Below are 14,158 nucleotides of genomic sequence, written 5' to 3'. Positions count from 1 at the left end.
CTGCTATAACCCTCGGTTCACCCCAGTGAACCGCCGCACCTCAACGACGAGATCGCAATGCCCCGCCACATCCGCTCTGCCTGGTTGAAGACCCTGGCCACCGTTGCCGCGGTGCTGCTGTTCGCCGGACTGGTGGGGTGGTTCACGGGCCATCTGTGGTTGTGCATCGCACTGGGCGCGCTGGCGACCCTGGCCTGGCATTACTGGCGCCTGCGCAGCGTTCTGCGCCGGCTGACCGCGCGCCAGCGCTGGGACACCGCCGAAGAAGGCACCGGCGTCTGGAACGAACTGGACCGCCTGCTGTACCGCAACCAGGTGGAAATGCGCGTGCGCAAGCGCCGCCTGCTGGACATGCTGCGCAGCTACCGCGCTGCTGCCGCCGCGCTGCCTGATGCCGTCGTCGTGCTGGATCGCAACAGCCAGCGCGTGCAGTGGTTCAACGAAGCGGCTACCGCTCTGCTCGGCCTGCACCATCCCGGCGACCTTGGCGAGGCCCTGGTCGAGCGCCTGCAGCCAATGCCGCTGGCGCACTGGCTGGCTGGTGGCCGCAATGCCGAGCCCATCCTGGACGTACCTTCGCCGGTCGATCCGGCGATCCGCCTCAACCTGCGGCTGATTCCCTATTCCTCCGATTACTGGCTGCTGATCGCGCGCGATGTCAGCAAGCTGCTGCGCCTGGAACAGGTGCGCCGTGACTTCGTGGCCAACGTTTCACATGAGCTGCGCACGCCGCTCACCGTGGTGCACGGTTACCTGGACATGATGGACCCGGAGGATTTCCCGGGAACCGGACCGATTCTGGAAGAAATGCGCAAGCAGAGCCAGCGCATGGCCCAGCTGGTGGAAGACCTGCTGACCCTGTCGCGCCTCGAATCGCAGGAACACAGCGAGGAAGAGACCGTGGCCATGCAGCCGATGCTGGCCACCCTGCGCCGCGAAGCCGAAGCGCACAGCCAGGGCCGCCACCAGATCAGCATCGACGACCTGGCCGGCGTTGACCTTCAGGGCTCGACCAAGGAACTGCACAGCGCATTCTCCAACCTGGTCACCAATGCGGTGCGCTATACGCCGGCCGGTGGCCGCATCGCGGTGGAGTTCCGCCGCGAGGGCGACGGTGCGGTGCTGGCGGTGCGTGACTCCGGCTACGGCATCCCGGCCACCCACCTGCCGCGCCTGACCGAACGCTTCTACCGTGTCTCCAGCAGCCGCTCGCGCGAAAGCGGTGGTACCGGCCTGGGCCTGTCCATCGTCAAGCACATCCTCGGCCTGCACCACGCACGGCTGGAAATTGAAAGCGAAGTCGGCAAGGGCTCGGTGTTCTCCTGCCATTTCGATGCCGACCACGTGCGCCCGCGCGAGTCCGCCCCCTGACCTCCATCGAAGAATGACGCCATGAGCAGCCTCGGATCCCTCCCCCTCCCCGTGAGCCCGGACAACGATCCGTTGCGTGAGCCGGCGCTGTACATCAACCGCGAACTGTCACAGCTGGATTTCAACTTCCGCGTGCTGGCCCAGGCGATGGACCCGCAGGTGCCGCTGCTGGAGCGCCTGCGCTTCATGTGCATCTCCTGCACCAACCTCGACGAGTTCTTCGAGATCCGCGCCGCCGCCGTGCGCCACGCGCAGGAGTTCGGCCTGCCACCCGCACCGGACGGGATGAGCCCGCAGGCCATCCTGAGCGCCATCCATGACCGCGCCGCCGAACTGGTGGACCAGCAGTACCGCTGCTGGAACGAGACGCTGCGGCCGGCGCTGATGGAGGCCGGCATCGGCGTGCTCGGCCGCCACTCCTGGACCGACCGCCAGAAGCGCTGGCTGCGCGCCTACTTCCGCAACGAGATCATGCCGGTGCTGTCGCCACTGGGCCTGGACCCGGTGCACCCGTTCCCGAAGATCCTCAACAAGTCGCTGAACATCGTGGTGGTACTGAAGGGCACCGACGCGTTCGGCCGTGCCGGCCACCTGGCCATCGTGCGTGCGCCGCGCTCGCTGCCGCGCATCATCCAGCTGCCGGAAAAGCTCGGCGGGCCCCAGAACTTCGTGTTCCTCTCGTCGGTGCTGTCGACCTTCGTCGATGAGCTGTTCCCGGGCATGGAAGTCCAGGGCGCCTACCAGTTCCGCGTCACCCGCAATTCCGAGCTGGTGGTGGACGAGGAGGAAGTGGAAAACCTGGCGCTGGCGCTGCGTGACGAGCTGGTCGACCGCGGCTACCGGCCAGCGGTGCGGCTGGAGATCGCGCACGACATGCCGCGCGAGATCGTGCGGACCCTGCTGCAGAATTTCGGCCTGACCGAGAACGCGGTGTACCGCATCGATGGCCCGGTCAACCTCAACCGCATCATCCAGCTGTACGATCTGATCGCGCAACCGGACCTGAAATACCCGCCGATGACCGCGCGCACGCTGCGCGACAGTGACGGCATCTTCGAGACGGTGGCGCGCCAGGACCTGCTGCTGCACCATCCGTTCGACGCCTTCACCGCAGTGCTGGACCTGATCCGGCAGGCGGCAATCGATCCGAACGTGCTGGCGATCAAGCAGACCCTGTACCGCACCGGCAAGGACTCACTGATCGTCGATGCGCTGATCCAGGCCGCGCGCAACGGCAAGGACGTGACCGTGGTGGTCGAACTGCGCGCCCGCTTCGACGAAGAAGCCAACCTCGGCCTGGCCGATCGCCTGCAGGAAGCCGGCGTGCAGGTGGTGTACGGCGTGGTCGGCTACAAGACCCACGCCAAGATGCTGCTGATCGTGCGCCGCGAGGGCCGCAAGCTGCGCCGCTACGTGCACCTGGGTACCGGCAACTACCACAGCGGCACCGCCCGCGCGTATACCGACATCAGCCTGATCACCGCCGATGCGGACATCGGCAATGACGTGCACCTGCTGTTCCAGCAGCTGTCCGGGCTGGCGTCGAAGATGAAGCTCAAGCGCCTGCTGCAGTCGCCCTTCACCCTGCATACCGGCATCCTCGGCCGCATCGAGCGCGAGACGCGCATCGCCGCCGCTGGCCGCCCGGCGCGGATCATCGCCAAGATGAACGCACTGAACGAACCGCAGGTGGTGCGCGCGCTGTACGCCGCGTCGCAGGCCGGCGTGCAGATCGACCTGATCATCCGCGGCGCCTGCACGCTGCGACCGGGCGTACCGGGCATCTCGGACAACATCCGCGTGCGCTCGATCGTCGGCCGCTTCCTGGAACACAGCCGCGTCTACTGGTTCGGTAACGACGGCGCACCGGAAATGTACTGCGCCAGCGCCGACTGGCTGGAACGCAACCTGCTGCGCCGGGTCGAGACCTGCTTCCCGATCCTCGATCCGGAACTGGCCAAGCGGGTCTACCGCGAAGTCCTGCAGAACTACCTTGACGACAACCTCAACGCCTGGGAACTGGACGCGCACGGCATCTACCACAAGCGTGCCCCAGCCCACGACGAAGCCCCGCATTCGGCGCAGATGGCGTTGATGCAGGGGCTCTGACCCTGCCCCGGTAGATCCCGACCGCTGGTCGGGGTTCGATCGCCACGGGGTCAGATCCCTTTCCTGCGGGAAAGGGATCTGACCCCTTGCAGTCCTGCGGCACGCCCTCTTCCAAAATGTGAAGGCCGCGCGGTGACGAGCACACCGCCCCTTCGGCTAACATTCGTCCATGCCGCATACCACCACGACTCCGCCCGCATTGCAGGATGGCGACCTGCTGGCCGCCATCGACCTTGGCTCCAACAGTTTCCACATGGTCATCGCGCGCTATACGCTCGGCCAGCTGCGGGTGATCGACCGCCTGCGCGAGACGGTGCGCATGGCCGATGGCCTGGATGGCAAAGGTGGTCTCTCTTCCGCTGCACGCCAACGTGCACTGGAATGCCTGGCCCGCTTCGGCCAGCGCATCCGCAATGTGCCGCCGCACCGGGTGCGCGCGCTGGCCACCAACACCGTGCGCCAGCTGCGCTCGCCGCAGTCGTTCCTGGTACCGGCCGAGACCGCACTGGGGCATGCCATCGAAGTGGTCAGCGGGCGCGAAGAAGCGCGCCTGATCTACCTGGGCGTGGCCCACGCGCAACCGCCCAAGCCCGGGCAGCGCCGGCTGGTGATCGACATCGGCGGTGGCTCCACCGAGTTCATCATCGGCATGGGCATGCAGACCCTGGAGCGCGAAAGCCTGCAGGCCGGCTGCATCGCCAGCACCCGGCGCTTTTTCCCCGGCGGCAAGCTGAGCAAGAAGCGCTGGAAGGACGCGCTGGCCGAGATTGGCCGCGAGTTCCAGCCTTTCGCCAGCAAGTACCGCGCGCTGGGCTGGCAGGAAGCGTTGGGCTCTTCGGGCACGCACAAGGCGATCAGCGAGATCTGCGCGACGATGAAGCTGAGCAAGGGCGCCATCACCGCCGAGGCCCTGCCGCAGCTGCGCGATGAACTGCTGAAGGCCAAGAAGATCGACGACATCCAGCTGCCGGGCCTGTCCAGCGACCGCCGCCCGATCATTGCCGGCGGCATCCTGGTGCTGGAAGCGGCATTCCAGGCGCTGGGCCTGCAGAAGCTGCTGGTCAGCAAGGCGGCGATGCGCGAAGGCATCCTGTATGACATCGTCGGCCGCGCCGGCGAAAACGACCTGCGTGACGAATCGGTGGCTGCGCTCAGCCAGCGCTACGGTATCGATACCGTCCAGGCCGAGCGCGTGCAGGACACCGCGCTATCCCTGCTGGAACAGGTGCAGGAGCGCTGGAGGCTCGATGCCGACGATGCGCGCATGCTCGGCTGGGCCGCGCGCCTGCACGAGCTGGGCCTGATGATCGCGCACAGCGGCTACCACGTGCATGGCAGCTATGTGCTGGAACACTCGGATATCGCCGGCTTCTCGCGCCAGGAGCAGCAGATGCTGGCGGCTCTGGTGCGCAGCCACCGCCGCAGCGTGACCAAGACCGCCTTCGACGCCCTGCCCGAGCGACTGCTGCTGACCGCACGCCGGCTGGCGGCCCTGCTGCGGCTGGCGGTGCTGCTCAACCGCGCCCACGAAGACGATCCGCTGCCGGCACTGGAACTGACCGCCGACGACAACCGGCTGTCGCTGATCGTGCCGCAGGCCTTCATCGATGCCCGCCCGCTGCTGCGCGCGGACCTGATCGGCGAGACCGATGGCATCGCCGGGCTGGGCATCCAGTTCCGTCCGTTCGTGGCCTGAATACGCTGTCCGCTGTTGTCCACAGGACAACCGGGGTGACGCATTTCCCACTCCCACTTTGCGCAGTCTGGCGATTTTTTGTGCTGCTCCGCAACACAACGGCGTGCTGTGGGCAATCGCTGCCATCACGTAAGCACCTGCTTTTGTTCACGTTTTGTGAAGGCTGGCGCGGCCGCGTGACATAAATGGATACGAACCCTTTACAGAGCATTAACTAACGAGACTACTATCGGGTCACCGGCTCGGTCATCGACCCTGCTGGCTCCTTCGACGCCCCCTTTGGCGTCCTGTGCACGACCTGAGAGAGAGAGAGCTCGCCATGACTTCACGCACCACCGCACTGGGGCAGGCCATCCGCTACGCCCTGGCTACCACTGCAGCGCTGGCAGCGCTGCCCGCGTTTGCCCAGGAAGGCAGCAACGCCAACCCGACCAACCTCGACCGCATCGAGATCACCGGCTCGCGCATCCGCCAGGTGGACGTGGAGACCGCCCAGCCGGTGTTCGCGATCAGCCGCAACGACATCGAAAAGCAGGGGTTCAGCTCGGTTGCCGACATTCTGCAGAACGTCACCGCCATGGGCAGCCCGACCATCAGCCGCGCCAATGCGCTGACCGCAGGCGAAAACGCGGGCGGCACCTACATCGACATGCGCAACCTGGGCACCCAGCGCACCCTGGTGCTGGTCAACGGCAAGCGCCTGGGCATCAGCACGTCCGGCTACCAGGACATCTCCACGCTGCCGGTGTCCGCCGTGGAACGCATCGAGGTGCTGAAGGACGGCGCCTCTGCGATCTATGGCTCCGACGCCATGGCCGGTGTGGTGAACATCATCACCCGTTCCAATGTCACCGGTGTGACTGCCAACGTCTACCACGGCCAGTACAGCCAGGGCGACGGTGCACGCGACCGCTTCGACGTTGTCGCCGGCTGGAGCAATGAGCGCGTGTCGTTGACCCTCTCGGCCGAGCATGCCGAAGAGAAGGGCGTGTGGGCGCGCGATCGCGGCTTCAGCAAGTACGGCATGACCGATCGCCATCCGTACGACAGCAGCAACTGGACCACCATCAGCCAGTACGGCCAGTTCACGGGTCTGCGCGGCCCGGGCTGTACCGCCACTGCGGGTTGCGGCTATTCCCTCAACCGCGGCGCGGATCCCACCAACCCGGCCAATTACCACCTCACCGATACCACGCCTTTCACCGGTGACGTGAGCAACGCCAACGACCAGATGCATGTGATGTATCCGGTCAAGCGCGACTCGGTCTATTTCGACGGCCGCTTCAAGATCACCGACAACGTCAACTTCCGCACCGAGCTGGGCTACAACAAGCGTGAGTCCACCCGCCAGATCGCGGGCTATCCGCTGCAGTCGAGCACCGCCGGTGTCGGCTCGATGTCGATCAACAGCTACTTCAACCCGTTCGGCCGCCAGCACGGTTACGCCAACCCGACCGCCGTGGCCTGGAACCGCCGTACCTGGGAAGTGCCGCGCGTGACCACCAGCGAGCTGAAGACCTACCGCGCGGTGGCGTCGTTCGACGGTTCGTTCGAGATCGGCAGCCGCTACTTCGACTGGGAAGTGGGCTACCAGTACAACCGCAATGAACTGGAATCGGTGGCCACCGGCAACCTGCACAAGGGTCGCGTCGCCGGCGGCGTCGGCCCGTCGTTCTACAACGCCGCCACTGGCAAGGTGCAGTGCGGTACCGCAGCTGCACCGATCTCCTACGACGTGTGCAAGCCGTGGAACCCGTTGGTTCCGTACGGCACGACGGCTGCCGATGGCCTGTACGGCAACGAAGAACTGCAGGCGTGGCTGTTCCCGGAAGAGATCACCAAGGGCCGCACCACCTCCAAGAACTTCTTTGCCAACATCGCTGGCAGCATCGTCACCCTGCCGGCTGGCGATCTCGGCTTCGCCTTCGGCGTGGAAAGCCGCAAGGAAGAAGGCAAGTACACCCCGGATGCCCTGGCCCAGACCGGCGCTACCACCAACCTGGCCGCAGGCCCGACCGGCGGTGACTACACCGTCAACGAGGCCTACCTGGAAGTGAACGTTCCGGTGCTGGCCGACCTGCCGGGCGCGAAGGAACTGACCTTCAATGGCGCAACCCGCTTCTCGGACTACAACACCTTCGGCAACACGCTCAACAGCAAGTTCGGTTTCAAGTGGAAGCCGATCGACTCGCTGATGGTGCGTGGCACCTGGGCCGAAGGCTTCCGCGCACCGACCATCAGCGACCTGTTCGGTGGTGGTTCGGAGACCTTCGCGCAGTTCAGCGATCCGTGCGACACCCGTTTCGGTTCCTCGGCCTCCAGCGCCGAAGTCCGTGCACGTTGCGCACGCGACATCGCCAATGCGAATACCTTCCGCCAGCTCCGCCAGGGCGGCACCCCGGTGAACACGTCGACGGACGCGACGCCGGTGCCGTTCACCTCCGGGTCCAACCCGCTGCTGACGCCGGAAACCTCGACCAGCAAGACGCTGGGCCTGGTCTGGAGCCCGAGCTTCATCCAGGGCTTCAACGCCTCGCTGGACTGGTGGAAGATCCGCATCGACAACACGATCATCGCCGACACGCCGACCCAGATCCTGCAGGACTGCTATGAGTCGGGCATCGAAGCGCGCTGCTCGCGCTTCCAGCGTGACCCGGTGACCGGCATCGTGACCAACCTGAAGTTCGGCAACCGCAACGCGGGCTTCATGGAAACCGAAGGCTACGACCTGGATGTGAGCTACCGTCTGGACACCCGGTTCGGCAAGTTCAACGTGAACTCGGCCACCACCTACGTATCCAGTGCAACCTACCGCACCTCCAACGACAACTCGATCGTCCCGATCGTCACCAACGGCATCGGCAGCGCCTTCCGCGTCCGTTCCAACCTGGTGCTGGGCTACGAGCGGGGCAACTTCGGCGCGAGCTGGACCGCGCGTTACTACTCGGGCGTGAAGGAAACCTGCTCGAACATCGCGCTGTACCCGGACGAATGCTCGGATCCGGGTGTGTATGCACCGTGGTACAAGGGCGCCCGCAACTACAACGAGCGTGGTGCGGTCACCTTCCACGACGTGCAGGTGCGCTACTCGCTGCCGTGGGATGCCACCGTGTCGGTCGGTGCCAACAACGTGTTTGAAAAGACCGGCCCGATCATGTACAGCAAGCCGAACTCGGCCTTCTCGTACTACGGCGGCTACGACATCGGCCGCTTCGTCTACATGAAGTACCAGCAGCGCTTCTGATCCATCGCGCTGTGACATGAAGCACCAGGACCGCGGCCCTTCGGGGCCGTGGTTTTTTGTTGGCCGCAGCGCCCCTGCGGTGGCCGGCGCCCCCGTCATCTGACGGTCGCAAAGTGGTCATGTCGGCTACATCGCCAGGGCCGAGCATGCCGGAAACCGGGAGGCCCGCCATGCGCTATGCCATCGTCACCGAGACCTATCCGCCGGAAGTCAACGGCGTCGCCCTCACCGTACAGGGCCTGGAGCAGGGTCTGCGTGCAGCCGGACACGAGATCGACCTCGTCCGCCCCGCCAGTCCACCGAAGCGCTGGATTCGGCACCCGGCACCTTGCTGGTTCCCGGCGCTGCCCTGCCCCGCTACCCCGGCCTGCGCTTCGGACTGCCAGCCCCGATCCGGCTGGGCCGCCATTGGCAGAATCAGCGTCCGGATGCGGTCTACATCGCCACAGAAGGTCCACTCGGCTGGTCGGCACTGCGTACCGCACGTCGCCTCGGCATTCCGGTCGCCAGCGGCTTCCACACCCGCTTCGACGAGTACCTGCCCGACTATGGCGTGGCATGGCTGCAGGCCGCGGCCATGCGCTGGATGCGCCGCTTCCACAACCAGGCGGACGCTACCTTGGTGCCGACCCGCGAATTGCAGCAGTTCCTCGGCGAACAGGGCTTCGAACGCGTGCGCCTGCTGGCCCGTGCGGTGGACAGCCAGCAGTTCGATCCAGGCCGGCGCGATCCTGCACTGCGCGAGGAATGGGGCGTGGATGGCAACGGCCTGGTGGCGATCTATGTCGGCCGCATTGCTGCTGAAAAGAACCTCGACCTGGCGGTGAAGGCATTCCGCCGCCTGCAGCAGATCCGGCCCAAGGCACGCTTTGTATGGGTGGGTGACGGCCCGGCCCGCGAGAAGCTGGCACATGAAAATCCCGATTTCATCTTCTGTGGCATCCAGCGCGGCGATGCGCTGGCCCGCCACTTCGCCAGCGGCGATCTGTTCCTGTTCCCCAGCCGCAGTGAGACGTTCGGCAACGTGACTCTGGAAAGCATGGCCAGCGGCGTGGCCACCGTGGCCTTCGACTACGGCGCCGCGCGTGAGTACCTGCGCAACGGCGAGAACGGCGCAGCGGTGGACAGCGACGAGCAGTTCATCGAGGCCGCCGTGCAACTGGCCGCCGATGACGCGAAACGCCACGAACTGGGCGGCAATGCCGCACGCGCGATGAAGCGATTGCATCCACAACAGGTGGTGGCCGAGTTCGATGCGTTGCTGGCCGAGCTTGCGCAGTCGCGGAGGAGCGGCCATGCGCACCACGCCGCTTGAACTGCTGGCAGGGCGCGAGGCACGCTTGTGCCGGCGGGCGAACCACTACTGCCGGCGCCGCCGCGTGCGCCGCCTGTTCTCGGCCATCAGCCGTCTCGGCGATGGCGTGTTCTGGTATGTGCTGATGGCTGCGCTGGTGGTGCTGGATGGCTTCGATGGCCTGCGCGCCTCGGTGCACATGGCCGCCACCGGCCTGGCCGCATTGCTGCTGTACAAGGGCCTCAAGCGCTGGACGCGGCGCCCGCGGCCTTACGCGGCCGATCTTCGCATCCGCGCCTGGGTGGCACCACTGGACGAATTCAGCTTCCCCTCCGGGCACACCCTGCACGCAGTGTCGTTCACCATCGTCGCACTGGCCTACTACCCCTGGCTGGCACCCTTGCTGGTGCCGTTCACCCTCGGCGTCGCACTGTCGCGGGTGGTGCTGGGCCTGCACTATCCTTCCGACGTGCTCGCCGCCACGGGCATCGCCGTCCTGCTGGCTTCGGCCAGCCTGACCTGGCTGCCGCTGCCGGTGTAGCCCCGGGGTCAGATCCTTTTCCTTCGGAAAAGAGATCTGACCCCCACAATACCGGCGGCGCTACCATCATCATTGATGGCCTAGAATGCAGGCATGACCACGTTGTTCATATCCGACCTGCACCTGGACCCCAGCCGTCCGGAGATCACCGACCTGTTCCTGCGCTTCCTGCGCGAGCAGGCGCCCGGCGCCGATGCGCTGTACATCCTCGGCGACCTGTTCGAGGCCTGGATCGGCGACGACACGCCCTCTCCGGCCGCCGATGCGGTGGCCGATGCGTTGAAGGTGCTGTCCGACAGCGGCGTGCCCGTGTACTTCATCCGCGGCAACCGCGACTTCCTGCTTGGCGAGGACTATGCGCGCCGTGCCGGCCTGCGCATCCTGCCCGACCCGTGCGTGATCGAGCTGTACGGCCGCCCGGTGCTGCTGCAGCATGGTGACCTGCTGTGCACCGATGACATCCCCTACCAGCAGTTCCGTGCGCAGACCCGCGACCCGGTGTTCCAGGCGCAGTTCCTGTCGCAGCCGCTGGCTGCACGCATCGCCTTCGCGCAGAAGGCGCGCGAGGCGAGCCAGGCCCGCCAGTCGGAAATGAAGCAGGGCGATCGCGCGCAGTTCGAGACCGTCACCGACGTGGCCCCGTCCGAAGTCGATGCTACCTTCGTACGCCACGGCGTGGACACCATGATCCACGGTCACACGCACCGTCCGGCCATCCACGCACTGCAGGCCGGTGGACGCGATTGCATCCGTATCGTGCTGGGTGACTGGTACGAACAGGGCTCGGTGCTGCGCGTGGATGCCAGCGGCTGGTCGCTGGATACGCTCGCCCGCGATTGATGGATTGCAGGATGCCAACCAGGGTTGGCATCTACCCGAGCCGGTGAACGCGCCCGGGTAGACGCCGCCGCTTGGTCGGCGCTTGGCCTCAGCGGAAGGCCGCGATGGTGGCCTTGGTGTTGACCAGCACGCGCTGGTTGTCAGCGGTACTGGCATTGCCCATCGGGATGCCGTTGTAGCTGATGTTCGGGTTGGACCAGTAGTTCAGGCGCGGGCAGCTGCGGGTGCAGTTATAGGCCATGATAGTGCGCCAGCCGGTGCCGCTGGACGGCTCATAGCGGTAGCCGTGGCCATAGGTGTAGGGCGATGTGCTCGGGTCGGTGGCGATGTCATGCCGCGCGCTCTGCAGGTGGCCGATCTCATGCGCGAATGAGTAGTAGCCGGTCGCGCAATCCCAGTACACCGCCGCGAACGCCGTCGACGCGGTAGAGCCGATCCCCGAGGCCAGGCCGCAGTAGGCACTGTTGTTGATCAGCAGCACGCCGACATCGGCCGCAGTGGTGTTGCGGCTGGTGTGGATGCTGTCCATGTAGCCGTCGCTGGTGCCACGGAAACGCGACAGGTCGGTGGTGAAGTTGCCAGACTCGCTGTAGCTGGTGGTCTCGTAACCGGCCAGTTGCAGCGTCAGGCCGACGTTGCTGTTGCCGTAGCCCTGGTTGGACTCGGCCACCGCCAGCTGCACCAGCGACTGCATGTTGCCGCCATAGGCGGCGACGGCGGCATTGGTCGCTACCACCAGCACACGGATGGTCGCCGGCGTACCGGACGATGCCTGCGCGATGCCGATGCGATCGTTGTTGCCCATCGGGATCTTCGGCAGCTGGTTGTAGTCGGCCGGATGGTCGGCCGGCATCCGCGATTCATCCACTTCCACCAGCACGTGGCGGTTGCCCAACGGGCGCAGGCGATACAGCTTTCCATCCTTGCGGATCGAGCCGGTGACGGTGTCGCCCGAGCGCACCAGGATCAGCGAATTGCCGGGGTCGTCCTGGCCGTTGGAGGTGGCCGCGGTCAGTTTGTCCGAGGGCGAACGGAACTGGCCGTACCAGATGCTGCCGCCATCGGGCAGTGCTTCGACCTTGCTGCGCACCGCCTGCACCCGCCGGCCGAGCAGTTCGAATTCCAGCTGCGGTTGTGCAGTAGCTGCTGCATCGACACGCACTTCCTGTACCGTCGCCGTGGACGGGGTGGCCAGCAGCTTGCCCAGTGCGGGCTCGCTGTTTGCCGATGCGCGGCTGATGACCGTCACCGGCTCGAACAACGGTGCCGCATGCGCGGCCGCTGCCACCGACAAACCCAACACCAGGCCACCTGCCGCTTTGCCAATCGATCTGGACAACATTGCGTCGCTCCTTGAATGATGTGAACAGCGTTGATGCAGCACGACCCGGTGTGCCGGGTCTGGTCATATGGCCTGCGCGGGTCGTGTGAATTCAATAGGCGAGAGAAGTGAAAATCAGGATTTGTGATCGACCGCATCTGGGTTAAGTAAGGTCAAAAGCGTTACTACACGTCGCTAACACACCGCTTTCGCGCTACCGTGACGCAGCCACGACGGGGAATGCACATGGCACCATCGCAGGACACGGACGAAGATGTCGGCTTGCTGCGGATCGGGCTGTTCTTCGATGGCACCCGCAACAACGCACACAACCTGGCCCGTGGCAGGCCCCAGCTGCCGCAGCCGCGCCCGGCGCAGCTGCGTGCGGATGACGATTCGACCTACCAGAGCCGGTTGACCAGCAGCTACGACAATGGCCTGACCAACATCGCCCGCCTGCAGCAGCTGTACCCGGACAGCCGCAGCGGGACATCGGCGCCCCCGTCCCTGTCGATCTACGTGGAAGGTGTCGGTACCCGCGATGACGCCGACGACGACCTGATCGGACTGGCGTTCGGCATTGGCGCCAGCGGTGTGCGCGCCAAAGTGCAGCGTGCGCTGCAGGTGCTGCTGCCGGCGGCACTGGGTGCACTTGCTGCACGCTGGCAGCGACCACTGCGTGGCGTGCAGCTGGATCTGTTCGGCTTTTCACGGGCGCGGCCGCCGCGCGCGATGTGGCCAACCAGTTGCAGGCCTGGGATCGCACCCGCTGGCGGCAGCTGTTGCAGGCCGCTGGCCTGTCCTGCACAACGGACTTCGCCCCGGCCGCTCCGCCGCTGCGCTTCATCGGCCTGTTCGACACGGTGGTTGCGGTCAGCGGTGGCCGCACCGACGAACAACCTCATCTCGCGCTGCATGCAGGCGTTGCCAGGCAGGTGCTGCAACTGAGCGCGCGTGACGAGCATCGCCAGCACTATCCATTGACCAGCGTGGCGCCAACGTTCACCGAGATCGCCCTGCCCGGCGTACACGCCAACATCGGCGGCGGCTACAACCAGCTCGAAGAAGGGCCCAAGCTGCTCAGTCGCCCGCGCCGGCAGCTGCTGCGCCGCCCGAACGTGGCCGAGTACCAGACGCCACCGCTGGCGATCCTGCAGGCGACCACGGCCTACGCCGAGGCGCAGGCCGACGCCGAGCGCTGGCGGCAGCAGTTGGGCCTGGACGAAAAGGAAGTCTGGGTGGATGTCTGGCACCAGTGGCAGCAACAGCGTCGCGCCGGCAGCCGCAGCGTAGTGCTGTCACCGGTGCTGTACGTGACGGCGGCCGTGGTGTTGCGCCGGCGCATCGACTGGCGCTACCAGCTGATCGCGCTTCAGGTGATGCAGCAGCATGCCATTGATGCCGGCGTGCGATGGACGGCCAATGCCAACGCAGTCCCCGGCTGGGAGCTGCCGTCCGCCCTGCAACCCATCGCACGACGACTGGTGGCCGGACAGCCACTGACGCAAACCCAGGAGGCGCTGTTGCGGCGGCGTTACCTGATGCAGTCGGCGCACTGGAACTTCGACGCGCTGGGCGACACCGTACTGACCTACGCCGCCGATGCCGGCGTCAGCGAGCTGCCGTACCGGCCGGGCCCCGGCCTGTTCTACATCAACCGGCCAACGGTGGATGGCAAGCGCGTGGTACTGCCGAACGCATGAAAAAGGGGACGGAGGGATCAAGTCGTTTTGGCACAAACG

7 protein-coding genes and 2 pseudogenes are annotated in these 14,158 nt (G+C 66.0%); 8 read left to right on the top strand and 1 reads right to left on the bottom strand.

Annotation, left to right across the window (positions count from 1 at the left end; genetic code table 11):
* The first annotated feature begins 57 nt into the window (after window positions 1-57).
* The 7 genes and pseudogenes from phoR to lpxH all read left to right on the top strand — a co-directional run bounded on the left by phoR (window position 58) and on the right by lpxH (window position 11,095).
* Window positions 58-1,371, top strand: coding sequence for a phosphate regulon sensor histidine kinase PhoR (gene phoR, locus DL544_RS04195; RefSeq protein ID WP_139726771.1), 1,314 nt, complete (start codon window positions 58-60; stop codon window positions 1,369-1,371).
* Between the two features lie 21 nt (window positions 1,372-1,392).
* Entirely contained in the window at window positions 1,393-3,480 is a 2,088-nt protein-coding gene (gene ppk1 / locus DL544_RS04190) for a polyphosphate kinase 1 (RefSeq protein ID WP_065179515.1), read from the top strand.
* Between the two features lie 169 nt (window positions 3,481-3,649).
* On the top strand, window positions 3,650-5,176 hold the full coding sequence (gene ppx, locus DL544_RS04185; protein ID WP_005415458.1) for an exopolyphosphatase: 1,527 nt from the start codon (window positions 3,650-3,652) through the stop codon (window positions 5,174-5,176).
* A 319-nt stretch (window positions 5,177-5,495) separates the two neighbouring features.
* Window positions 5,496-8,420, top strand: a complete 2,925-nt coding sequence (locus DL544_RS04180; RefSeq protein ID WP_005415457.1) for a TonB-dependent receptor domain-containing protein — start codon at window positions 5,496-5,498, stop codon at window positions 8,418-8,420.
* 170 nt (window positions 8,421-8,590) lie between these two features.
* Window positions 8,591-9,735 (top strand): annotated as a pseudogene (locus DL544_RS04175) (glycosyltransferase family 4 protein).
* On the top strand, window positions 9,716-10,255 hold the full coding sequence (locus DL544_RS04170; protein ID WP_065185789.1) for a phosphatase PAP2 family protein: 540 nt from the start codon (window positions 9,716-9,718) through the stop codon (window positions 10,253-10,255). Before DL544_RS04175 ends, DL544_RS04170 begins: the two are co-directional and overlap by 20 nt.
* A 93-nt stretch (window positions 10,256-10,348) precedes the next feature.
* Window positions 10,349-11,095 (top strand): UDP-2,3-diacylglucosamine diphosphatase, encoded by a 747-nt coding sequence (gene lpxH / locus DL544_RS04165; protein WP_005415454.1) that lies wholly within the window; start codon window positions 10,349-10,351, stop codon window positions 11,093-11,095.
* An 88-nt stretch (window positions 11,096-11,183) separates the two neighbouring features.
* On the opposite strand, the gene DL544_RS04160 is transcribed toward lpxH, so the two are convergent.
* A complete protein-coding gene (locus DL544_RS04160) occupies window positions 11,184-12,437 on the bottom strand; it encodes a M12 family metallo-peptidase (RefSeq protein ID WP_065179517.1) in 1,254 nt (417 codons plus the stop codon).
* A gap of 225 nt (window positions 12,438-12,662) precedes the next feature.
* Here DL544_RS04160 and DL544_RS22320 point away from each other — a divergent pair.
* A pseudogene (locus DL544_RS22320) lies at window positions 12,663-14,119 on the top strand (DUF2235 domain-containing protein).
* The last annotated feature ends 39 nt before the right edge of the window (window positions 14,120-14,158 follow it).

This window comes from Stenotrophomonas sp. pho, assembly GCF_006228405.1.
Lineage (GTDB): Bacteria > Pseudomonadota > Gammaproteobacteria > Xanthomonadales > Xanthomonadaceae > Stenotrophomonas > Stenotrophomonas sepilia.
Note: the sequence above shows the minus strand (reverse complement) of the source record. Positions and strands in the feature narration are given on the sequence as shown.

Coding starts and splice junctions, on each gene's coding strand:
- DL544_RS04180 (WP_005415457.1), top strand. CDS start 5,496: ATGACTTCACGCACCACCGCACTGGGGCAGGCCATCCGCTACGCCCTG.
- lpxH (WP_005415454.1), top strand. CDS start 10,349: ATGACCACGTTGTTCATATCCGACCTGCACCTGGACCCCAGCCGTCCG.
- phoR (WP_139726771.1), top strand. CDS start 58: ATGCCCCGCCACATCCGCTCTGCCTGGTTGAAGACCCTGGCCACCGTT.
- ppk1 (WP_065179515.1), top strand. CDS start 1,393: ATGAGCAGCCTCGGATCCCTCCCCCTCCCCGTGAGCCCGGACAACGAT.
- DL544_RS04170 (WP_065185789.1), top strand. CDS start 9,716: ATGCGCACCACGCCGCTTGAACTGCTGGCAGGGCGCGAGGCACGCTTG.
- DL544_RS04160 (WP_065179517.1), bottom strand. CDS start 12,437: ATGTTGTCCAGATCGATTGGCAAAGCGGCAGGTGGCCTGGTGTTGGGT.
- ppx (WP_005415458.1), top strand. CDS start 3,650: ATGCCGCATACCACCACGACTCCGCCCGCATTGCAGGATGGCGACCTG.